The organism is Pedobacter sp. Leaf176, assembly GCF_001424305.1.
GTDB lineage: Bacteria > Bacteroidota > Bacteroidia > Sphingobacteriales > Sphingobacteriaceae > Pedobacter.
The window spans coordinates 328888-349972 of sequence record NZ_LMPD01000002.1 but is presented as its reverse complement, the minus strand read 5'-3'; the positions used below and the strand labels follow the sequence as shown (position 1 = coordinate 349972).

18 protein-coding genes are annotated in these 21085 nt (G+C 37.7%); 8 read left to right on the top strand and 10 right to left on the bottom strand.

Features of this window, described 5'->3' with window-relative positions:
- Positions 1-29: 29 nt before the first annotated feature.
- Both ASF92_RS06955 and ASF92_RS06950 read left to right on the top strand, forming a co-directional pair.
- Positions 30-3635: a BamA/TamA family outer membrane protein gene (locus ASF92_RS06955; protein WP_082489479.1), complete on the top strand. Its 3606-nt coding sequence runs from the start codon at positions 30-32 to the stop codon at positions 3633-3635.
- 193 nt (positions 3636-3828) lie between these two features.
- On the top strand, positions 3829-6225 hold the full coding sequence (locus ASF92_RS06950; protein WP_056089949.1) for a GAF domain-containing protein: 2397 nt from the start codon (positions 3829-3831) through the stop codon (positions 6223-6225).
- Between the two features lie 26 nt (positions 6226-6251).
- On the opposite strand, the gene ASF92_RS06945 is transcribed toward ASF92_RS06950, so the two are convergent.
- On the bottom strand, positions 6252-8198 hold the full coding sequence (locus tag ASF92_RS06945; protein ID WP_056089946.1) for an LTA synthase family protein: 1947 nt from the start codon (positions 8196-8198) through the stop codon (positions 6252-6254).
- Between the two features lie 114 nt (positions 8199-8312).
- Positions 8313-8909: a GIN domain-containing protein gene (locus ASF92_RS06940; RefSeq protein ID WP_056089943.1), complete on the bottom strand. Its 597-nt coding sequence runs from the start codon at positions 8907-8909 to the stop codon at positions 8313-8315.
- A 234-nt stretch (positions 8910-9143) separates the two neighbouring features.
- Between ASF92_RS06940 and ASF92_RS06935 the strand changes: the two genes are divergently transcribed.
- The gene (locus tag ASF92_RS06935; protein WP_056089940.1) at positions 9144-9500 is read left to right on the top strand and encodes a two-component system response regulator; all 357 of its coding nucleotides are present in this window, start codon (positions 9144-9146) and stop codon (positions 9498-9500) included.
- Here the strand turns inward: ASF92_RS06935 and ASF92_RS06930 are convergent.
- Both ASF92_RS06930 and ASF92_RS06925 read right to left on the bottom strand, forming a co-directional pair.
- Complete coding sequence (locus tag ASF92_RS06930; RefSeq protein WP_056089937.1) at positions 9497-10804, bottom strand: AarF/ABC1/UbiB kinase family protein; 1308 nt, start codon at positions 10802-10804, stop codon at positions 9497-9499. The genes ASF92_RS06935 and ASF92_RS06930 overlap by 4 nt on opposite strands.
- Positions 10805-10807: 3 nt before the next feature.
- Positions 10808-11461 (bottom strand): TetR family transcriptional regulator C-terminal domain-containing protein, encoded by a 654-nt coding sequence (locus ASF92_RS06925; RefSeq protein WP_056089934.1) that lies wholly within the window; start codon positions 11459-11461, stop codon positions 10808-10810.
- 164 nt (positions 11462-11625) lie between these two features.
- Here ASF92_RS06925 and ASF92_RS20775 point away from each other — a divergent pair, with 164 nt between their 5' ends.
- From ASF92_RS20775 to ASF92_RS06915, 3 genes are all read left to right on the top strand, one after another.
- Positions 11626-11772 carry a twin-arginine translocase TatA/TatE family subunit gene (locus ASF92_RS20775; protein ID WP_082489478.1) on the top strand — a complete coding sequence of 49 codons (147 nt, stop codon included), beginning with the start codon at positions 11626-11628 and terminating at the stop codon, positions 11770-11772.
- A gap of 18 nt (positions 11773-11790) precedes the next feature.
- A complete protein-coding gene (locus tag ASF92_RS06920; RefSeq protein ID WP_231729759.1) occupies positions 11791-12009 on the top strand; it encodes a hypothetical protein in 219 nt (72 codons plus the stop codon).
- Positions 12010-12209: 200 nt separating this feature from the next.
- Positions 12210-13571 (top strand): pyridoxal-phosphate dependent enzyme, encoded by a 1362-nt coding sequence (locus ASF92_RS06915; RefSeq protein WP_056089929.1) that lies wholly within the window; start codon positions 12210-12212, stop codon positions 13569-13571.
- Positions 13572-13856: 285 nt separating this feature from the next.
- Here the strand turns inward: ASF92_RS06915 and murA are convergent, their stop codons facing one another.
- The 6 genes from murA to ASF92_RS06885 all read right to left on the bottom strand — a co-directional run bounded on the left by murA (position 13857) and on the right by ASF92_RS06885 (position 20433).
- The gene (murA, locus tag ASF92_RS06910) at positions 13857-15182 is read right to left on the bottom strand and encodes a UDP-N-acetylglucosamine 1-carboxyvinyltransferase (protein ID WP_056089926.1); all 1326 of its coding nucleotides are present in this window, start codon (positions 15180-15182) and stop codon (positions 13857-13859) included.
- Between the two features lie 126 nt (positions 15183-15308).
- Positions 15309-15998 (bottom strand): DUF4290 domain-containing protein, encoded by a 690-nt coding sequence (locus tag ASF92_RS06905; RefSeq protein WP_056089923.1) that lies wholly within the window; start codon positions 15996-15998, stop codon positions 15309-15311.
- 434 nt (positions 15999-16432) lie between these two features.
- Positions 16433-16930: a histidine phosphatase family protein gene (locus ASF92_RS06900; RefSeq protein WP_056089920.1), complete on the bottom strand. Its 498-nt coding sequence runs from the start codon at positions 16928-16930 to the stop codon at positions 16433-16435.
- Positions 16923-17951, bottom strand: a complete 1029-nt coding sequence (locus ASF92_RS06895; protein ID WP_056089916.1) for a glycosyltransferase family 9 protein — start codon at positions 17949-17951, stop codon at positions 16923-16925. The genes ASF92_RS06900 and ASF92_RS06895 overlap by 8 nt, the downstream gene beginning before the upstream one ends.
- A 56-nt stretch (positions 17952-18007) precedes the next feature.
- The gene (locus ASF92_RS06890; protein WP_056089913.1) at positions 18008-18613 is read right to left on the bottom strand and encodes a DUF4254 domain-containing protein; all 606 of its coding nucleotides are present in this window, start codon (positions 18611-18613) and stop codon (positions 18008-18010) included.
- A 131-nt stretch (positions 18614-18744) separates the two neighbouring features.
- Positions 18745-20433: a DNA polymerase/3'-5' exonuclease PolX gene (locus ASF92_RS06885; protein ID WP_056089911.1), complete on the bottom strand. Its 1689-nt coding sequence runs from the start codon at positions 20431-20433 to the stop codon at positions 18745-18747.
- A gap of 85 nt (positions 20434-20518) precedes the next feature.
- Between ASF92_RS06885 and ASF92_RS20985 the strand changes: the two genes are divergently transcribed.
- Positions 20519-20680 (top strand): hypothetical protein, encoded by a 162-nt coding sequence (locus ASF92_RS20985; protein WP_157263762.1) that lies wholly within the window; start codon positions 20519-20521, stop codon positions 20678-20680.
- 23 nt (positions 20681-20703) lie between these two features.
- Positions 20704-20928: a hypothetical protein gene (locus tag ASF92_RS06880; protein WP_056089908.1), complete on the top strand. Its 225-nt coding sequence runs from the start codon at positions 20704-20706 to the stop codon at positions 20926-20928.
- The last annotated feature ends 157 nt before the right edge of the window (positions 20929-21085 follow it).

The window sequence follows — 21085 nt, the reverse complement described above, 5'->3', positions numbered from 1 at the left end:
TTGATATATGGTATACCTAATCCAACATTATGATTAAAAATTTTACGCTATCTATATTTTTTCTGTTCATCAACTTAATCGCATTCGCACAAAATGACATAAAATACCGTGTCATATTGTTTGGCGATGCAGGTGAGATGAATCCCGCCCAGATGCAGGATTTAAAAAATGCTGCTAAGCAAATCATTCCCAAAAAAACCACCGTTGTTTACTTGGGTGATAATATTTACCCAACAGGAATGGGTTTGCCGGGTAGTTTGGAAGAGGAAGACACTAAGAAAATTTTACAATCGCAATTTGCACCCATGCGGGAAAAAGGTGCTGCGGTTTATTTTGTTCCTGGCAACCACGATTGGGACAAATCCGGACCAAAAGGTTTAGCGAAGATTAAAGCACAGAATGATTATTTAAAACAGCAGAATGACCCGCTGTTAAAACTCATCCCTGAAAATGGCTGCCCGGATCCGGTGGCCATAAATTTAACAGATAAATTAACCATAATTGCATACGACAGCGAATGGTGGCTCTTTCCTTACAATAAATCCAATCCGAACGGCGAATGCGAATGCCGGACTAAAGATGAGGTTTTAGTTAAAATGGAAGATTTACTGGAAAAAAATAAAGGTAAAGTCATCCTTCTGGCATCACACCATCCTTTTCAAAGTTACGGTCCGCATGGTGGTTATTTTAACCTGCGCAATCACTTTTTCCCTTTAACTTCTTTGAATAAAAATCTATACATCCCAATGCCAGTTATTGGCTCTGTTTATCCGCTTTTGCGTTCCACTTTACTGAGCCCTGAAGATTTAAATCACCCAGCTTATAAAGACCTGATAAAATCGGTTACCGGCGTATTTGGTGATTACCCCAATGTAACTTATGTGGCGGGCCATGAACATGGATTACAGCTTATAAAAGGCAAGCAGTTGCAGATCGTTAGCGGTTCCGGCTCAAAGGTTTCTCCGAATAAGGAGGGTAAAACATCGTTGTTTCACGAGATGCAGCAAGGATATGTTATTGCCGATCAGTTAATGAACAACGATATGCGTTATACCTATTATGTTTATGCAGATACCTGCGTAAATCAGGTTTACAGCTATACCAAGAAATTTGAAACTGTTAATCAAAAGATAAGAAACCGGGATAAGCCCATTGTTGCGGATAGCATAATGGTCAGCATTAAGCCCGAGTACGATAGCGTTGGCCGTTTCCACCGTTACATTTTCGGGGAAAATTACAGAAAGGAATATGCACAAAAAACCAAAGTTCCGGTTTTAAGGGTTTCGCAAATAGCGGGTGGCTTGAAAGCAACGCAAAGGGGCGGAGGGAATCAATCCAGGTCGTTAAGACTGGAAGACAAAAACGGCAAGGAGTATGTTTTACGCAGCGTGGAGAAATTTCCGGAAGTGCTTTTGCCTGAACAGTTGAGGCAAACCTTCGCCAAGGATATCATAAAGGATAACATGTCGGCACAGCATCCTTTTTCGGCCTTAGTAGTGCCGGAACTGGCAAAAGCCGCTGGTATTCCGCATAGCAACCCCATAATCGGATGGGTTTCGCCTGATGATAACCTTGGAGAATATGAATCTGCCTTTGCAAATACCTTATGCCTTTTAGAGGAGCGTGAACCGGTGGGTGAATCAGACAGTTCTCCAAAAATGGATAAAGAACTAACGGATGATAACGATAATACGTTAGATGGGCCGGCATGGCTTAGGGCCAGGGCATTTGATGTATTATTGGGCGATTGGGACAGGCACGAGGATCAATGGCGATGGAAAGAAACCAAAAAGGATGGCGGTTCACACTATGTTCCGGTTCCCCGGGATAGGGACCAGGTCTTTTTCAGATCAGACGGCGCCTTACAACGCTACACGCAGTCTTCTTCTTTATTACCGATGATGCAGGGCTATGAACGGGATATTAAAGATATTAATTGGTTTTTATGGGAAGGCCGCGAAATCAGTAGTCGCTGGACAGCCAACATCAGCAAAGCCGAATGGGACAAAACGATAATAGAGTTTTGTTCGCTTTACAATGATGCCGTATTTGAAAAAGCTTTAAGGAAACTTCCTGAACCCAGTTACTCGCTTCACCACGATGCGCTCATCGCGCAGATGAGGAACCGGATCGCTAAACTGCCAAAGTTGATGGATGATTATTACCATTTTTTCAACAGGATTGTCGATATTGAAGTAACCAATAAAAATGAACTTATTGAGGTAACAGATGCACCTGAAAAAGCTTTAAAGGTTAAAATCAATAAAATTTCCAAGGAAGGAAATATAAAAGATGAACTGTTTAACCGCGTCTTCGATCCAAAAGTGACTGAAGAAATTCGAATTTACATGCATAATGGTAACGATAGTCTGATATTGAATAATAAAACATCAGCTATCAAAATCAGAATTATTGGTGGTAAGGGAAATAAAATTTACGATTTTGCAAACAGCAATGGTACGGTGAAACTTTATGGCAGGACAGATAAAGCAACCTACAAAGGTGATGATGATGATAAAATCAGGAAAATTATTTCTAATGATACATCAAACTTCAGTTACATTCCAAAAGATATGTACCGCAGGCGATCATATAATTTAAATGCTGGTTACAATAATGATGATGGAATTTTACTTGGATTAGTTTACAAACAAACGAATCCCGGATTCAGAAAACAGCCTTACGGCAATTCACAAACGGTTTCTTTTCTACATTCTTTTTCTACGAAGGCATTCAGGTTTAATTACAGAGGCGAATGGTTAAAAGCGTTAGGCAAGGCAGATTTTTTAATTAAAGCCGATGCTTATGCACCGAACAATACCCAGAACTTCTTTGGCGTTGGTAATGATACGCGTTTTGATGAACATGGCGATGAAATTAGATATTACAGGGCGAGATTTAACCTTTACCAGGTCGATCCTTCTATCAGGTGGCGCAGGCCGAAATCAACGTTTAGTGTGGGCCCATCATTTCAGTATTATAAGTTAAACCAGGAAGATAATGAGGGCAGATTTATTACAAGTGGCGCGCCATTGGGTTCTTCAGATAGCTTAAATGTTCGCAATGAAAAGATGTTTGCAGGTGCAATTGTTAATTTTACGAATAATACCCGCGACAATGATTTACTGCCAACACTGGGTAGTTATGTAGATTTTAAATTGCTGGGTTATAAAGGAATTAACAAATATTCAAATTCCTTCGGGCAGTTTACGGCAAGCATTGCATTGTTTAAAAACCTGGATGGACGTAAAGCATTTATCCTGGCCGACCGTTTTGGTGGTGGTATTACGGTAGGGAAACCGGCGTTTTATCAGTCGCAATTTCTAGGCGGACAAGGGAACTTACTCGGTTACCGTCAATTCAGGTTTGCCGGCGATCACAGTTTCTATAATAACCTGGAACTTAGGGCTAAACTTGGAGATTTGGTTAGCTATGTACTTCCGGGTCAGGTTGGCTTATTGGGATTTTATGATGTGGGCAGGGTATGGACTAGGAATCAGAGTTCTGATACATGGCATCATGGTGTAGGCGGCGGTGTCTACTTTGCGCCTGCATCATTAACAGTTGTCCGTTTTGTAGTGGGCCATTCGAGCGATGGCTGGTACCCTTATGTGTCGCTGAATTTCAGGTATTGAGTGCGTAATTTTTAGAAAACCGTAACAAAATCAGATTTTTTTAAACTAAAAGAAGGTTTTAAGCGTAAGTATATATAGGAGATGTAAAAATAGTATTACGTTTTACAGACTATATATGGCCTGGGCTGTTTGTATCTTTGTACACTATATTATTTTTAACTATTAATTTTACGTCTATAAAACACATATACTCATGAATACCAATGTAATACAAATACATAAAAATGAATGTATTCATTGCCAGGTAGAATCAAACTTGTCTTTCAGACCTTTAGTGAACTATTTGAAAAACAGGCTTAAAACCGAAAAAACTGTTAAGTCTGAGTTTTATAGGTTTTTATTGGAGAAGATCGAAAAAGAAAACGCTTTACTCGGTAATATAACTGCACAGGAATTATCAAAACATAAGGAAACATTAGAGTTAATTTTTACAATTCTAACGCCCTTAATGGCAAATGAAAACGAACTATTCTGGGCATTGAGTACACCTGTACCCGATGAAATTTTCTTTAGCACAAATGCGTTTTACCAGTTTTTTAAAGATCACGACCCTAAAAATAAAGTTAACAAGGATAATAATAATGATCCTTCCGAAGTAAAGCATTTAAAATTCATCTATAATTTAATTCTGGATAGATTTTATAATTTCACTTCTGTTTTAAAAAATGAGATTATCTATGCCCATGTTAACCCGGAGAATAAGCTCACCCAATATTACAACATTCAAAACGATACGCAGTTTATCGACATTCAACATAAAGGTACTTTGCCTGAATTGGATTTTGAGGTACTCGCGCAGCATTTTCAGGATGGAAGTGAAATAGACTATCTCACTAAAGTTTTACCCTTAAAGAAATTTACTTTTGAAGGTTTTAGTGTAATTTCCATAACCGACGTAACCTTACAGCATGCTATAGAGGGGATCAGAAGTGCCTTAGTTGATCATAATTATCAAACTGAAGCCTATAACCATGTAACCCAGGCACTAAAAACCCTTAGTGGAAACGGAGATTTTGAATTTGGCCTGATGCCTTTCTTAACGGTTAATAATAAGCTCGTCTTTGATAATCAGGATTTTTCGCAAAGCATGCTCATTAATTCGGCGAAGGCATCGAACATGGAAGAGGAAGTTTTTTATTCTCTTGTTGATAAATATAAGGAAGATCCCCGTCCGATTTTCGTGAGTTCAATTAACGAGGATCAGATGGCTAAAGATCCTTTTCTACGTGTATTGAAAGCCGCGGGTGTTTGTTCTTATTCGGTTTTACCTATTTATTATAATAAACAATTAGCAGGTGTGCTGGAAGTGTACTCAAGCAAGGAGGTTGTCGTAGATGACAAATTATTATCCCGGTTGCGTCCTGCGTTACCTTTAATTGGTCAGCTCTTTCAATATAGTATTGAGGAGTTTAATGCAAAAATGGATGCCGTTTTAATGGATAAGTTTACTGCATTGCAACCTTCTGTACAGTGGAAATTTAACGAGGCCGTATGGCACTTTATACAACAAAACAAGAAAAATAAAAAGCATACCCAGATAGAAACGGTGATGTTTAAAAACATGTACCCTTTATTTGGTGCGGTCGATATCCGTAATTCTACAACCGAGCGTAACCAGGCACTGAAAGAGGATATGCATGTTCATCTGTTGAACATTATTAAAACATTGAAAGGTCTTAGAAAATTTGTTTACCTGGATCTTATTGATAAGCTTATTTTTAATTGCAACGACTGGATTGTTCGCATCAGTAATGTGGCATCAAGTAATGAAGAAATGTTGCTTAATGAATTTTTAGCTGCCGAAGTTTACCCTTTCTTTTCTGTAATTAAAGTGAACCATCCTGATACAGCAGAAATCATCGATGATTATTTTTCGGAAATTCGCCCTGAAACTGGCTTGTTTTATGAAAACAGACGAAAACTTGAAGTTTCGATGCAAACCATCAATATGGAAGTGAGTCAGTACCTCGAAACTGCACAGGCGAACCTTCAGTCTTCTTATCCATGTTATTTTGCTAAATTCAGAACCGACGGCGTGGAATACGACATTTACATTGGTCAGGATATTGCACCGAATAAACCTTTCGATCTACTTTATTTAAAAAACATCCGTTTGTGGCAATTGACTTCGATGGTGGAGATAGCCCGTTTATCCAAAAACTTAATAGGAGAAATGCCAAGGCCGCTGGAAACTACACAATTGGTGTTTATCCACTCAAACTCAATTGACATCAGTTTCAGGAATGATGAGCGTAGGTTTGATGTAGAAGGCGCTTACAATATTAGGTATGAAGTTGTAAAAAAACGAATAGATAAAGTATTGATTAAAGGCACTTCGGAACGATTAACCCAACCAGATAAAATAGCGATGGTTTATTTTAATGCTGAGGAAGCTAAAGAATATTTCGAATACATTAAATATTTACAGGATCAGGGTTTGTTGAACGATGATTTGGAACAGCTTGATTTGGAAGAACTACAAGGCGTTTCAGGTTTAAAAGCCCTGCGCGTTGGCGTTAAATATTTAAATAAAGCCAAAAGAAAACAATCTGAAACTTTAAAAGAAGAAGAAGATTTAAGTATTAAATAAGCAATAAGAGGGAAAATATTTCCCTCTTATTGCTTTAACCCTCCGCTTTTAAAAAGTTCAAAAGCCGTTTGATAATTTGCGATAGCCTGATCAGTAAAAGACTTTGGTAAATGTGTCTTTTTTTGTTCGTTTTTTGATTTGTCGTAAATAAAGCTCTCTGTTTTTTGGTGCGGACTCAAAACCACAGCGCTATCATTTCTCATGTACACCAGCTTTTGATAAGTACCTAACACTACCCTTGGTTTGTAGGCTGCATCAAACACATTTTTTCCGAAAAAACCATTTGTATATTTCCATCCTAAAAGGCTCCATAGTGTAGGAAATAAATCTATTTGAGAGGTCATTTTATTAACCTTCATTTCAGGCAAATTTTTCAGGTTCAAAATCATACACGGAATCTGGTATTTTGAGATGTCAATTTCATTTTTTCCAGCACTACTTGCGCAGTGATCAGCTACAAGAATAATTACCGTATTCTTAAACCACGGCCTGTTTTTAATTTTATCTATGAACTTTCCGATAGCATAATCCGTATACCGAACAGCAGCTTCCCGCGAACCTGAAGGTAAATTAATTTTGTTCGAAGGGAAGGTGTATGGCCTATGGTTTGACATGGTCATAACAAAGTTATTAAACAGCTGACTTTTTTTGTATTTCAAATCGGCATCTTTAATTACCATGTTAAAAATATCTTCATCACATATTCCCCAGGCATTTTCGAATGTAACATCCTTATCCTGAATGATTGTACGGCTTCCGTCGTATGTTTCATCAAGTAGTTTTCTTCCCCGGTCTACAATGTCGTAGCCGTTAGTTCCGAAGAAATGATTCATGTTGTCAAAATAGCCGTCGCCGCCATAAAAGAAGGTGTTTATGTAACCTTTTGTTTTAAATACATGGCCAACGGAAAAAAGATGTTCATTATCCATTCTTCTGACAATGCTGCTTCCTGGCGTTGGCGGAATGCTGAGTGTTAAAGCCTCCATACCACGAACCGTCCTCGTACCTGTAGCATACATGTCGCTGAAAAAAATACTGTGATTTGCTGCTGAATCTAAAAAAGGGGTTAAGTGTTGGGTATTTCCATAATGCGCTAAAAAGTCAGCGCTCAAACTTTCGATTACGATCGTAATCACATTAGGCTTATATTCTGATTTGTCGTTGTTTATCCTTCTTTTGATTGATAAACCCCTGCTCAAAAAGTTGCTGTTATTTTCTTTGAGTTCCCCTCTGATTAATTCAAACGCTTTTTTATCATTAATTAAGCTGTAGAAATCCTGGTAGTTTAATTCATTGTTTTTGAAAGCCGCAAAAAAAGAATAAATCCCAGCTTTACTTAATTCATTTGCATAGCGGTTATTTCCGTGTTCTGCCCAGCTGTTTTTTACAATAAAGCTAAAAGTAATTGTTATTAAAATTAATGAGAGTGAAACCTGACTTCTTTTTTTTAAAGAAATTGTATCTTCAAAATTCGTTCTGAATATTTTTAATTTAAAAAATATAAAGGTGATGCATGATGCCAGAAACACGATTAAGGTTATCAGCAAAGGCAGGGGATACGATTCATTGATGTTGTGAATAACTTCGTAAGTGTAAATCAAATAATCTACTGCGATGAAATTAAACCTGCTTTCAAACTCTTGCCAAAAAGTTAGTTCAGCGAAAAATGAAAATAAAGTGATAACAACAAAAACAAAAAACAGGACTGGTGTAAACACCTTATTCCATCTTTTTTGATAAATTGTATTGGGTAAGACAAGCAAAAACAAGGCATAAAAAGATAACAGCAATAGCCCGGTACCAATATCAAAAAATAATCCTGTGCCAAAAACTTTAATTATCTCAATGAAACTGAAGCTAACGTGTCGGCTTGATGCAATGAATAGTATGATTCTTATGAGAAAAGAGAAGAATACAAAATAAAATAAAAAAGCAAAAAGAACACTGTACCTGCTCTTGAATAGATTCGTCATTTGGTTAGCAATTTTGCGCAAATTACATTTCCATTCTGAAGAAATTCTGAAGATTGAAATAAAAAAGCGACGAATAAAATCCGTCGCTTTTAAAAAATATATAGTCGGTTTATTTTACAAAGCTGCGATCTCGGTTACTACTGATTCAGCTGAACTGATATTCGTTTTCAAAGCAGCGAATCTGTTGATTGTTAATTTAGGCGTTTTACCCATTATCAAGGTGTGGTTATCTGTGGAACCACTTAATTTTAAATCAGAGTTGCCTGAGATTACAGTATATAATCCTTCAGTAGCTGAATTGATGTCAGCCTGTGCATTTCCGCTCAGGAATATCTGGAGATATTTTGACTTTATTTTACCGTTGGTTTTTACAACTGCATTTTCAGATGCCTCTATTCTGAAGATGTCGTTCACGTAAACAACCAGTTTTGCTACATCTTTATCGGCCGACGTGATTCTCAATACATTACCTTCCTGCGTAATTTTTGCTTTTCCGATATTATCATCTGCGTAGGTTACGCCTTCGTTTTGTCGTTGAACTAAAGTAATTTCTACATTTCCTTTAACAATAACTCTTTTAAAGGGAGTTGCTGATGCGGATACAGTAGTAGGTTTTTGCTCGGCCGCCATTACGCTGGTTGCGAAAGCAGTTGAGGTTAAAACGATTGCTGTTAGAGATGTTGCGATTAAGGTTTTGATTGAGGTTTTCATAATGCTGCTATTTAATGTTTTTAAATTTCGTTTTTGGATTGTTTGTAGATAAGACGCCAATCATCCGAAAACGTTGCAGCTAAATTCTTCGTTTTATACCAGCATCAATAACTAATCGACGAACAGGTTTAAAAATCAGACCAAATGGTAATGTCATCATTCAAGCAAAAAAATGGGTATATGAGTGAACGGTTCTTTTTCTTATATTTAAAGAAATATTGAATACAGCTGTTTATGAAGAAAAAGGTTGTTTTGGTTCAGGATAATAAAGACATCCTGGATATTATGGACCAAGTACTGGATGAAGAAGGTTTTGAAGTAACTGCGTCATTGTCAACTGCTCCCATAGAAAAAATTGATGAGATTGATCCCGATGTTGTTGTTATTGACGACAATATTAAAGGACAAAAGAAAGGTTCCAAAATAATTAAAGAATTAAAAACTAATCCCGAGACGGAGGATATTTCCGCCGTTTTAACCTCCACATCTGAAAAATTACCGCAGATTGCGGAAGAAAATAAAGCCGACGACTTTATACAAAAGCCATTCGATTTAGATCATATGATAGAAGTGGTGAAGAAAAATGCCTAAACTTCCTTGATAGCCGGTTTAAAGGTGCTCGTTTTCACAGTGGCTTTTAAATCATGAAGGATGGTGTAAAGGCCGAAATTAGTTCTGTTTACATATATAAAATGCTTAACACCACGGGCTTGTTTAAATTCTGGCATTCGGGAAATTTTTTCGCCATATTCATACAGCTTTTCGAAAAATTCACTTTTACTAAAATCAAAAAACTCATTGATGTAAGGTTTTGCAAATAACTCAATCATCTCTTTGTAGGATTTATAGTAAAATTCAACTTGAGTTTCTGTATCCTCTTTATGAATCATGTCAAGCTTACGGAAAGCATCAATCGTTTTTTGCTTATCCAGAATAACATCTGTGGAGATCAGGGAGAAAAATGGGTAATAGAAATCGTCAGGCATTTCTTTGATGCAGCCAAAATCAATAACACCTAGTTTCTCATCGGGCGTAATCATAAAATTGCCTGGATGAGGATCTGCGTGTACTGCTCTCAATTCATGTTGCTGGAAATTATAAAAATCCCATAGAGCCTGGCCAATTTTATTCTTTAATTCCTGAGATGGATTAGTTTTTAAAAATTCCTTCAAATGCAACCCATCAATCCAGTCCATTGATATGATGCGTTTACTGGACATTTCAGGGTAATACTTTGGGAAAACAACGTTATTAAGGTTTTTACAAGCTTCCGAAAATTCTATCGAACGTTTTACTTCCAGTTCGTAATCCGTTTCTTCCAGCAAGCGCTCCTCAACTTCTTTAATATAAATATTCAGTTCTTTTTCCGACATTCCAAGCAGGCGAAAAGCGAAAGGCTTGACTAATTTCAGGTCGGAAGAAATACTATCGCCTACGCCGGGATATTGGATCTTTACCGCTAATTTTTTTCCGTTCAAAGTAGCCTGATGAACCTGGCCTATTGACGCTGCATTTGTCGAATTTATATTGAAGCTATCGTATAGCTTATCAGGCGTTTTACCGAAGTTCTTGGTGAAAGTTCTTACAATCAGCGGTCCGGAGAGCGGCGGCGCGTTGTATTGCGATTGGGTAAACTTGTCGACATAAGATTTTGGGAGTATGTTTTTATCCATACTGAGCATTTGGGCTATTTTTAAAGCGCTGCCTTTTAATTCGCTTAAAGACTTATAAATATCAGTTGCATTGTCTTCATTCAACTGGGCTCTATCCATTTCAGGATTGAATAATTTTTTCGAATAATGTTTGATGTAGTTTCCCCCAATCTGGAAACCAGTTTTAACAAATTTTGCGGAACGTTCTACTTTGGTTACCGGAATGCTATCTTGTGTCTTCATCTTTTAAAATCCCATACGCTCTTTGAACCTGCCATTTCTGCTCAAAAACTTCCCATACTCAAATAAATTATCAATGGGAGAGTGCTGAAATAAATCGAAAGTTACATTAATGCCCTTTTCAATTGCCTCATCCGTTTTTTCAAAACCATCACTATCATCATTTATCCAAAAATTTATAATGAAAGCAAATTGAATCCATAAGGCATCTTTATACCTTTTACTTAAAAACTTACGCTCAGCAAGCTCCCCGCTTTCAAGGCCTTCGTTAATAATATCTTCAGCAAAATTTTCGAATATTGGTTTTACGCCGGCGAGAACATTAGGTGTGGAAAATTTTCCATTATAATTTTTCAGGCTGTAAATAACAAAGCTTCGCTGGTTTTTTAAATTTTCTGTGTAGCTATAAAAGAAAGAAAGCATTTTTTCCCTCGCAGAATACTGAAACCAGACATCCTGTTCTTTTATCTTTGTAATGGTCTCAAAAGTTAAATCGAACCAAATGTTTTTTTCGATGCTTTCAAATGAAGCATAAAACTGATAAAACTCAGCTTCGGTAATCTTTATTTTTTTTGAAAAGCTGTAAACCGATTTAGGTTTTTCATTATTAGTTAAAACGTAATCGAGGTAGGCCTGACGGATTTGTTGAGCAGTTGCCATATTAGCTGTTTTTACAAGTATAACGTTTATATCACGAGCTTGTTTCTCTCCCGCAGGTTTTGTTAATCATCATTTTGTAATAATCATTTTCAAAATATTTGAAAGTTAATGTTGTGCCTTTAAATTGATTATTGGCAATTTGTTGTACATTCACAAGAAAAGTTATGTCGGTAATTGAAATTATTCTAATCTGTGTTGTTGTTTTATTAATTTTCGGCGGTAAAAAATTGCCGGAGTTGATGAAGGGCATCGGTAAAAGTGTAAGGGAATTCAAGGAAGCTAAAAAACCACCTGTAGATGGATTAAATTAAAACTTTAATTTCTTTGAAATGTTCCTATTTAAAAATATTATGGAAGATCCTAAAAACACCGCAGGTAATCAGGAAAGCAATGAAAGTGCTGAAAATGGTCTGGACCGATGGAATGACCGGCTGGAGGAGAACCTGGAATCCAATGAGCAAAATAATGTCTCGGCTGATGAAAAGGCTAAAACATTTTCTGAAAACGAGGGTAGTGGTAATCAATCTGATGAATCAGAAGAGTCCTAATTCCTTAATGGTATCTTAAAAGTAGTCGATAAAGGTTGATAAATTTCTTCGATATCATATCTCGCCCAATAATCAATCTATAATGCCCATCATTCTGGTAGTTTATAAAATATAATTTCTAAAATTGTAGAATTTCAAAATTATGTTTCAAATAAAATATTGTTCATAAAATACTTAATGCCTTTGCTTAATTTTGTATTATGTGGTACAATAACATTCTAGAAACCATTGGCAATACGCCCCTGGTTAAATTAAATACAATAACAAAAGGTATTCCAGGAACTATTCTGGCGAAAATAGAGACGACTAATCCTGGCAACTCGATCAAAGACCGTATGGCGGTGAAGATGATTGACGATGCCGAGCGCAGTGGTAAGTTAAAACCTGGTGGCACCATCATTGAAGGAACTTCAGGGAATACAGGTATGGGTTTGGCTATGGCTGCTATTATTAAGGGTTATAAATGTATTTTTACAACTACGGATAAACAGTCAAAGGAAAAAGTGGATGCACTGCGTGCTTTTGGTGCGGAAGTGATTGTTTGCCCTACGAACGTTGAACCTGAGGACCCAAGGTCTTATTATTCAGTATCTTCCCGTTTAGAGCGTGAAGTTCCGAATTCCTGGAAACCAAACCAATATGATAATTTAGCAAATACAGCTGCGCATTATGAACAAACCGGTCCGGAGATTTGGGAGCAGACTGAAGGTAAAATCACTCATTTAGTTGTTGGTGTGGGTACTGGCGGAACAATTTCCGGCGCTGGCAAATACCTTAAGGAAAAAAATCCTGACATTCAGGTTTGGGGAATCGATACTTATGGTTCGGTTTTCAAAAAATATAAGGAAACCGGCATTTTTGATAAGGACGAAATTTATCCTTATATCACAGAGGGAATCGGTGAAGACTTTTTACCGGCTAATGTGAACTTTGATGTTATTGATTTATTTGAAAAAGTAACGGATAAGGACGCAGCATTAATGACCCGAGATATAGCCCGTAAAGAAGGAATTTTTGTAGGAAACTCTGCCGGTGCGGCAATCGGTGGCTTAATCCAGTTGAAAGATAAATTAAAGCCTGAAGATGTGGTTGTGGTTATTTTTCATGACCACGGCAGCCGCTACATGGGCAAAATGTATAATGAAGACTGGTTACGCGAACGGGGCTTCTTACAGGATGAAAAATTAACGGCAAAATCAATTTTGGCTAAAAAAGAAGCGACAGAAATTGTAACGCTTGATGCAACAAAATCTGTTCTGGAAGCCATAAATACAATTAAGTCGATGAACATTTCTCAAATTCCGGTAACCCAGCAAGGCATGATTGTAGGTAAAATTGCAGAAAGTGATATTTTGTCGGCTTTACTGGAAAACCCTGGTTTGAAATCAGCACCAATTTCAGAAATCATGACTGCGACTTTCCCTTTTGTTGATTTGAACACCTCAATTGACAAAATTTCATCATTGATTAATAAAGAAAATTCTGCCGTGCTGGTTGAGGATGAATCTGGGAAAATTGAAATTATTACCCAATATGATGTTATAAATGCGATATCTGGTTAGTTAAGGAAGATTGCAAATGGGGAATAGTAAATAGATAATAGGAAATGGAGAAGTGGAAATGCAGTTAATCCTAAGATATATCTAGTCTAAAACGGTCGTCATTGCGAGGCACGAAGCAATCTTAATGCTTTGGGTTTAATACTTACAGCTAAAAAGATTGCTTCGTGCCTCGCAATGACGAGAAGCCAAAAAAACGCCCAGATAAATTATTATCCGGGCGTTTTTGCTTAGTGCTATTTAAGCTTTGGTCTTTCACCTTTAGCCTTTCAGCTTTTATCTTTCCGCTTAATGAGATGGTGCATCTGCATTTACACGCTTAATTTGCGCACCCAGGGCGCGTAAACGCGTATCAATGTCCTGGTAACCCCGCTCAATTTGTTCGATATTATAAATGGTTGATTTGCCCTCAGCTGATAATGCAGCGATTAGCAAGGATACCCCAGCTCTGATGTCAGGAGAAGTCATGCTGATGCCGCGAAGTTGGTATTTTTTATCGATTCCATTAACGGTTGCACGGTGCGGATCGCAAAGAATGATCTGAGCACCCATATCAATAAGCTTATCCACGAAGAATAAACGACTCTCAAACATTTTCTGGTGGATTAAAACGTTTCCTTTCGCTTGTGTCGCCACAACCAAAACAATGCTCAATAAATCGGGCGTAAAGCCCGGCCATGGCGAATCGGCAATGGTTAGAATCGAACCATCAATGAAAGTATCAATTTCATAGTGCTTTTGCGATGGCACAAAAATATCGTCGCCTCTGCGTTCTAATTTAATACCTAATTTCTTGAAAACTTCAGGTATTACTCCAAGTTCATCATAACAAACGTTTTTTATCGTGATTTCAGATTCAGTCATTGCCGCCATACCAATGAAAGAGCCAATCTCAATCATGTCAGGCAACATTCTGTGTTCTGTACCACCTAAAACTTTAACACCCTCAATGGTTAATAAATTTGAACCAATACCAGAAATCTTCGCACCCATGCGATTTAGCATTTTGCATAGTTGCTGTAAATAAGGTTCGCAGGCTGCGTTGTAAATTGTAGTTGTACCTTTAGCCAAAACTGCAGCCATTACAATGTTTGCTGTTCCTGTAACAGATGCTTCATCAAGCAAAATATAAGCACCTTGTAAATTTGTTGCATCAACGTTAAAGAACGCTTTTTTGCTGTCGTATACAAATTTAGCACCTAACTTTTCGAAACCGATAAAATGGGTGTCCAATCTTCTGCGGCCAATTTTATCGCCACCAGGCTTAGGTATTGCAGCTTTGCCAAAACGAGCCAATAGCGGACCAACAATCATAATTGAACCGCGTAAACCGCCGCCTTTAGCTTTAAAGGTGTCAGATTCGAAGAAGTTTAAATCAATATTTTTGGCCTCGAAAGTGTATGTGTCTTTATTGATGCGCTCTACTATAACTCCTAAATCACCCAATAATTCGATTAATTTATTTACATCCTTAATGTCTGGAATGTTGCTGATGGTTACTTTCTCTTCGGTAAGCAAAACAGCGGATAAGATCTGTAAAGCCTCATTTTTGGCACCTTGGGGAGTAATTTCGCCTTTTAATTTAATTCCGCCTGTTATTTCAAATGCGTTCATATATTTTTTAGTATCAAGTAGTAAGTAACAAGTAATGGGTATCAGGTATCAGGTATCAAGTATTGAGTATCAAGATTTGGTAATATTTAACCTTTCGCCCTCTACCTTCAACCATTAACCCTTTAATTAATATTTAGGTTTATTATTGTTGTTGCGGCCGCGGTTATTGTTATTATTGTTTTGACGGTTTTTGCCTCCGTTATTGTTGTTGTTATTATTATTGCGACCTCTGTTGTTGTTAATATTCTGTCGAGGATTTTGTGCCCTGAACTCAACTTTAGCCAGGTTAACACCTTCATCAAGTGATAATAAGCCGCCTGAAAGGTATTTCAAATCTTTAATGATCGTATCATCACTTACATTATCCTTGTTCCAGGTTACGTAAGCCATTTTCATAAAGTTTGCAATTCCCTGAACCATCGCTTTTTTATTTTCAGGATTTTCTTCGCGCATGGCTTTTTCAATCAGATTCTCAACCGTTTTACCATAATGTTTGTAGGTAATTCGTTGTTGAGGATAGGGAAGTGGTTCTGGTTTTTTAAAGGCATTTTCAGGCAAAGGCTTCGGGTAAGGGCTTTCCACATCAATCTGGTAACCAGATATAATGTGCAAATGGTCCCAAAGTTTATGCTTAAAATCGGCAACATCACGTAAATGCGGTTGCAGAAATCCCATCAGGTCGATAACCGCCTGGGCATATTTATTACGTTCTTCAATAGTGGGCAATTCGCAGATATACTTCACCATATTCTGAACGTTGCGGCCATATTCCGATAAAATCAAATGGCTGCGCGTCGTATTATAATCAAAATTCATGTACAGATAATTTAATGGATAAATTTTCCGGCGATACGAATTATGAAATAACCAGAGGAGATTAGGTTATGAATTCACCGAAATGTCTATTGCCGGACTTTCGTTATTTATGGTACAAATATAAATTAAAAATTACGATTTCAGAGTTACGATTTAGATTTTATTTTGGGACGGGCGTTCAGAGGTTCTTTTGATTTTTCGTTCTTGCTACTTCATTTCCTGGCTCTTTGTTCACTTTGGGCTTTCCGTTCTATTAGGTTTATTTAAAAAGGAAGCTGCTTTTCGGAAACTTTATTCGTCATCTCGACTGCAGCGCAGCGTAATGGAGCGATCTTTGGAAGAGTCATTACCGACAAGCAGAAAAAGATTTCTCCGCTACGGTCGAAATGACGATTCCTCAATTTCCGTGTATTCCGTGTTTCTTTGGCAAAAAGCTACATCTCATCACTATTCTTCGGATAATCAAAAAATACCAATTCCCCAGTTCCTCTGCTAACCATTGTCCACGAATCAAAAGGAAAAGACATTAACACCATACCTGAAGTAGGAATATTGTATATACCTGCATCACTTAGTTCATTGGCTAAATCTGTAAAACCCGGGTTATGTCCAAACATAATAACCGTATCGGCCTCGTCATCCAAGCCATTTACAACTTTTAACAGCGTCTTGGTATTGGCTTCATAGATCGATGCCTCGTATTGAATATCATCAGCCTGATAAGCTTTTGAAAAAAACTTTGCCGTAGATTTTGCACGCTTTGCCGGGCTACTTACCATCAAATCGAAATGAAAACCACGTTTTATCAAACGTTCTGCCATTTCGGGCGCATTTTCTTTGCCACGTTTGTTTAGCGGTCGGTCGAAATCTTTTAAATCTGCATTTCCCCAATCCGATTTTCCGTGACGAACCAGTAATAATTGTTTAGCCATTTAGTTTTTCTATAATCTTATCAACAATTGTGTGAGGATCAATTAAATCCATACAACTTGCAACACCACATAGACATGGTTTGTTTCCATAAATAGAATTTGGTCTTTCGGGGTGGTCAATTTGGATGCAATCGCTTTCCAATTGTCCATAGCCTAAAAAACCTGCATAGGGGTGTGTCGGTCCCCAAATCGAGATTACAGGAACACCAACTAAGGAAGCCATGTGCATACCGGCGGAATCCATACTCAGCATTAAATCCAGGTTGGATATAATAGCAAGCTCCTCTGTGAGGCTAAAACTTCGGATTAAATTATGAGTGTTAAAGTAAGCTCTGGCCCATTGTTCAGCAGTTGCCTGTTCGGTTTTTCCACCACCAAAAATAAAAAGCTCGTAGCCCAAAGCGCTCAATAAAGAAATTACTTCCTCCATTTTCTCTAAAGGATAAACTTTGTAAATGTGTTGCGCAAAAGGGGAAATGCCGACTTTTTTGGTTGCTTTATTTCTGAAAAATTTTCCAGCTTTGGCAGGAATCTCCAGCGGAGATTTTTTGAGTTTGTGGTTTAATTTGACATCGAAACCGAGTTCCCGAAAAACATCGGCATAACGTTCCACGGTTTGGCGTAGTTGTTTAAATATTTTATTGACGGAACGTGTTAACGCTTTTTTCTCTACTCTTCCTTTGTCAATGCGTTTGATTCTGGTTCCCGTCAGCCGGAAGAAAGTAGAAACAATCCTGCTCCTTAAATTATCATGTAAATCGGCAACTGCAGTCGGTTTATATTTTCGGAGTTCCCGATATAACTTGTACAGTCCGTTAATTCCCTTGTGAATGGTTTCAGGTTGAATGGCATGAAAAGTCAGATTTTCAATTCCATCGAAGAATGGTTTAAAAGCCGCCCGACTTACCATTACGGTTTCTATTGATGGATTTTGCTCAGAAAATTCTTTTAAAACAGAAGCGACCATCGCCACATCGCCCATAGCCGAAAAGCGTAAAACGATAATTTTTTCTGTTAACATGCCTTTATTGATGGTTCCTCTCTGTAACAAAGTATTTGTCTTTATTCTTTGCTCCTTTATCTTTTTTCTCTATACAAAACCGGGTTCAAACTTGGGTCGTTGTACATTTTCATTTGTTTATATACTTTCATATACTTTTTGCCGGACTCGATATCCGTTAACAATTCATCAATGCTGGTCGATAAATCTTCGCGTTGGGATAATAAAATGTCGAGTTTAGTCTGGCACTGCTGGCGGTGTTCAGCTGATGCACTTTCCCTTTCTGCCTCTTCCTGCATGTGGGAAATTTTTAAAGCCAGAATTGAAAGCCTGTCTATTGCCCATGCCGGGCTTTCTGTATTAATTCTCGCGTTTGGCAATGGAATAATTCCCTGGTAAAGATTTAAAAAATAGCCATCGATAAATTCAACCATATCCGTACGCACCTGATTTTGTGCATCGATGCGTCTTTTCCAGTTTAAGCCCTCAACAGGGTCGATTTGAGGATTGCGAACAACATCTTCCATATGCCATTGTGCGGTATCAATCCAGTTTTTAATATAAAGAAGGTGTTCTAAACTTTCAGCATCGTATGGGTTTTCAACCGGATGGTCAATATCATCAAACTGGTGGTAGTCTGCGATAACCTGACTAAATATGCGGTTGGCAATTTCACTTATCATGGGACAAAGATATTAAAAGATTAAATAGATTATTTCCTTCGGGGTGATTATGCAGATTTATGGATTGCACAGACTTTTAAGTTAGGATTAAAACTTGTTGTTAAAAATTTGTTTTTCCTAACCGCTAACCGCTAACCGCTAACCGCTAAACTTCTTTCATCAAAATAGGCTGTTATTTCTTCCAGAGAAAATGCGTTTAAACATTTGTCAGCGCTCAAGCCGCCTTTGCGGGCTACTAAAATACCGTAACGCATGTCGTGGAAACCCTCTGTTCTGTGTGCATCAGGATTAACAGAAAGCAAAACCCCTTTTTCCAGCGCGTAACGTTGCCAGCGCCAATCCAGATCTAACCGTAGCGGATTTGCGTTGATTTCAATAACGACATTGTTTGCAGCACATGCATCAATAATTTTTTTGTAATTGATAGGATAACCCGCACGGCTTAGTAGTAACCGGCCCGTCGGGTGGCCCAAAATTGTAGTGTATGGATTTTCAATTGCTTTCAGTAAACGGGCAGTTGCTTTAACTTCATCCATACGTAAATTGCTGTGCACAGATGCAACAACGAAATCAAAAGTTTTCAGTACTTCATCCGGATAATCCAATGAACCGTCACTCAGAATATCGCTTTCAATTCCTTTGAATATTTTGAACGGTGCTAATTTTTTATTCAGTTCCTCAATTTCCTGATGCTGTCCGAAAACGCGTTGTTCGTTTAATCCTTTGGCATAAACCGCAGTTTTTGAGTGGTCGCAGATGCCCAAATATTGTAAATTCAACGTTTCTTTGCAATAAACAGCCATTTGTTCTAGCGTATGTACGCCGTCACTCCAGGTAGAGTGGTTGTGCAAACTACCTTTTAAATCTTCGTAAGTAACCAGCTTAGGAAGTTCATTTTTTGCAGCCTTTTCAATTTCATCAAAATCTTCTCGAAGTTCAGGTTCGATGAAAGCTAATCCAGCTTTGCTGTAAATTTCCTCTTCGTTTGAAAAAGGACCATCACCTGCTAGTTTGAGCACTTTTTCAACATGTTCCGTATTTCCAGTCAATGTAAACCATTCCAGGTAAAAATCAGATTTGTTTACTACATAAATTTTGATTCTTATACCGGTGGCTGTTGTTGTAATAAATGCATCTTCGCCGGCAATTAATGAAAGTGGCTCAAATGATTCCAGGTTAACCTTAACGGATTCTATCTGTTCAGCACCAATAACAAGTTCCAGCTCGTCAATGATTTCGCATGCCCGCCGATATTGTCCTGCAAAGGCCAGTAATGAGTGTTTGTCGACTTTTGCCAACCATTCTGCCAGCTGATCATGTAATGTATTGGCAAATCCTTCTACCTGAGCATAGAGAAACCGTCCGTTTGCCGCCAGTTTAAATTCAATTGCATTTTTTATTTCTTCCTGTGTTTTCAAACCAAACCCCTTAGCCTCAATTAAGCGGTTTTCGTTACAGGCATAATAGAGCTCGCCAATGCTTTCTATTCCAAGCGTACGCCAGATGATTAATATTTTCTTCGGCCCAATTCCTTTAATACCGAGCATTTCGACAACACCTTCTGGCGTTTGCTGAATGATATCGTTTAGTTCTTTGAGTTCGCCGGTTTGTAATAACTCAATAATTTTACCCGCCAGACTTTTACCAATTCCATCAATTTTATCAATATCCTCTACAGGTTTATCTTTTAAAGCAAAAGGCAATTTATCAACCTTGAAATAAGCATTTGCTACTGATTTAATTTTAAACGGATTTACCTCATGTAATTCCATTAACTGTGATAGAAGGCGTAAAGTACGGGCGATGGTTTTATTCTCCATAAGCTGTAAAATTAGAAAATAAAGCGTTAAAAATTCTAGCTTACGAATTTTTCAAACAGATTTATTGAGGCGTTGTTCTGCAGGGATGAAAAATATAAAAGTTCTTGGCTTTGGTTTGTTCATCGGATTTGCTGCTTGTCAATCCTCCCAAAATTCCGGTAATAACATTGACTCAATTGCATCGGTTGCAGCAGGAACTGATAAGATTGTGGATTCGGGCTTGCTAATTGTCCCGGTCGTTCAGTAGGTGATATTTCTTTAGGCGAAGACATGAATAAAGTAAGTGCTAAACTAGGTCGGCCAGATGATGGCGATGCCGCAATGGGCAAAGCCTGGGGTATTTGGTACAGTAAGGATTTAACATCCGGGCAGCGGAATGAATTCGCAATTTACGCTTCGTACAAAGATACTTCGATGCGTGTGAGAGATGTAAAACAAATTCGGATTACATCTCCGGAATATAAAACGCAGGATGGTTTTACAACAGGGTTTTAAGAATCTAATACAAGATTGAAATTCCCGACGATGGAGCGGATTTCGGCTTATATAAATGAACAAAAGGATAATGTTATCATTTATGATGTTAAAAAGGATGGAATCGGATTTGAATTTTTAAAAGGAAAAGTGTTTCTATAACCGTTCATCCGAAGAA

Bases quoted from the DNA above. Each gene is read 5' to 3' on its own strand.
- ASF92_RS06955 (WP_082489479.1), top strand. From the start codon at position 30: ATGATTAAAAATTTTACGCTATCTATATTTTTTCTGTTCATCAACTTA.
- ASF92_RS06950 (WP_056089949.1), top strand. From the start codon at position 3,829: ATGAATACCAATGTAATACAAATACATAAAAATGAATGTATTCATTGC.
- ASF92_RS06945 (WP_056089946.1), bottom strand. From the start codon at position 8,198: ATGACGAATCTATTCAAGAGCAGGTACAGTGTTCTTTTTGCTTTTTTA.
- ASF92_RS06940 (WP_056089943.1), bottom strand. From the start codon at position 8,909: ATGAAAACCTCAATCAAAACCTTAATCGCAACATCTCTAACAGCAATC.
- ASF92_RS06935 (WP_056089940.1), top strand. From the start codon at position 9,144: ATGAAGAAAAAGGTTGTTTTGGTTCAGGATAATAAAGACATCCTGGAT.
- ASF92_RS06930 (WP_056089937.1), bottom strand. From the start codon at position 10,804: ATGAAGACACAAGATAGCATTCCGGTAACCAAAGTAGAACGTTCCGCA.
- ASF92_RS06925 (WP_056089934.1), bottom strand. From the start codon at position 11,461: ATGGCAACTGCTCAACAAATCCGTCAGGCCTACCTCGATTACGTTTTA.
- ASF92_RS20775 (WP_082489478.1), top strand. From the start codon at position 11,626: ATGTCGGTAATTGAAATTATTCTAATCTGTGTTGTTGTTTTATTAATT.
- ASF92_RS06920 (WP_231729759.1), top strand. From the start codon at position 11,791: ATGTTCCTATTTAAAAATATTATGGAAGATCCTAAAAACACCGCAGGT.
- ASF92_RS06915 (WP_056089929.1), top strand. From the start codon at position 12,210: ATGTGGTACAATAACATTCTAGAAACCATTGGCAATACGCCCCTGGTT.
- murA (WP_056089926.1), bottom strand. From the start codon at position 15,182: ATGAACGCATTTGAAATAACAGGCGGAATTAAATTAAAAGGCGAAATT.
- ASF92_RS06905 (WP_056089923.1), bottom strand. From the start codon at position 15,998: ATGAATTTTGATTATAATACGACGCGCAGCCATTTGATTTTATCGGAA.
- ASF92_RS06900 (WP_056089920.1), bottom strand. From the start codon at position 16,930: ATGGCTAAACAATTATTACTGGTTCGTCACGGAAAATCGGATTGGGGA.
- ASF92_RS06895 (WP_056089916.1), bottom strand. From the start codon at position 17,951: ATGTTAACAGAAAAAATTATCGTTTTACGCTTTTCGGCTATGGGCGAT.
- ASF92_RS06890 (WP_056089913.1), bottom strand. From the start codon at position 18,613: ATGATAAGTGAAATTGCCAACCGCATATTTAGTCAGGTTATCGCAGAC.
- ASF92_RS06885 (WP_056089911.1), bottom strand. From the start codon at position 20,433: ATGGAGAATAAAACCATCGCCCGTACTTTACGCCTTCTATCACAGTTA.
- ASF92_RS20985 (WP_157263762.1), top strand. From the start codon at position 20,519: ATGAAAAATATAAAAGTTCTTGGCTTTGGTTTGTTCATCGGATTTGCT.
- ASF92_RS06880 (WP_056089908.1), top strand. From the start codon at position 20,704: ATGAATAAAGTAAGTGCTAAACTAGGTCGGCCAGATGATGGCGATGCC.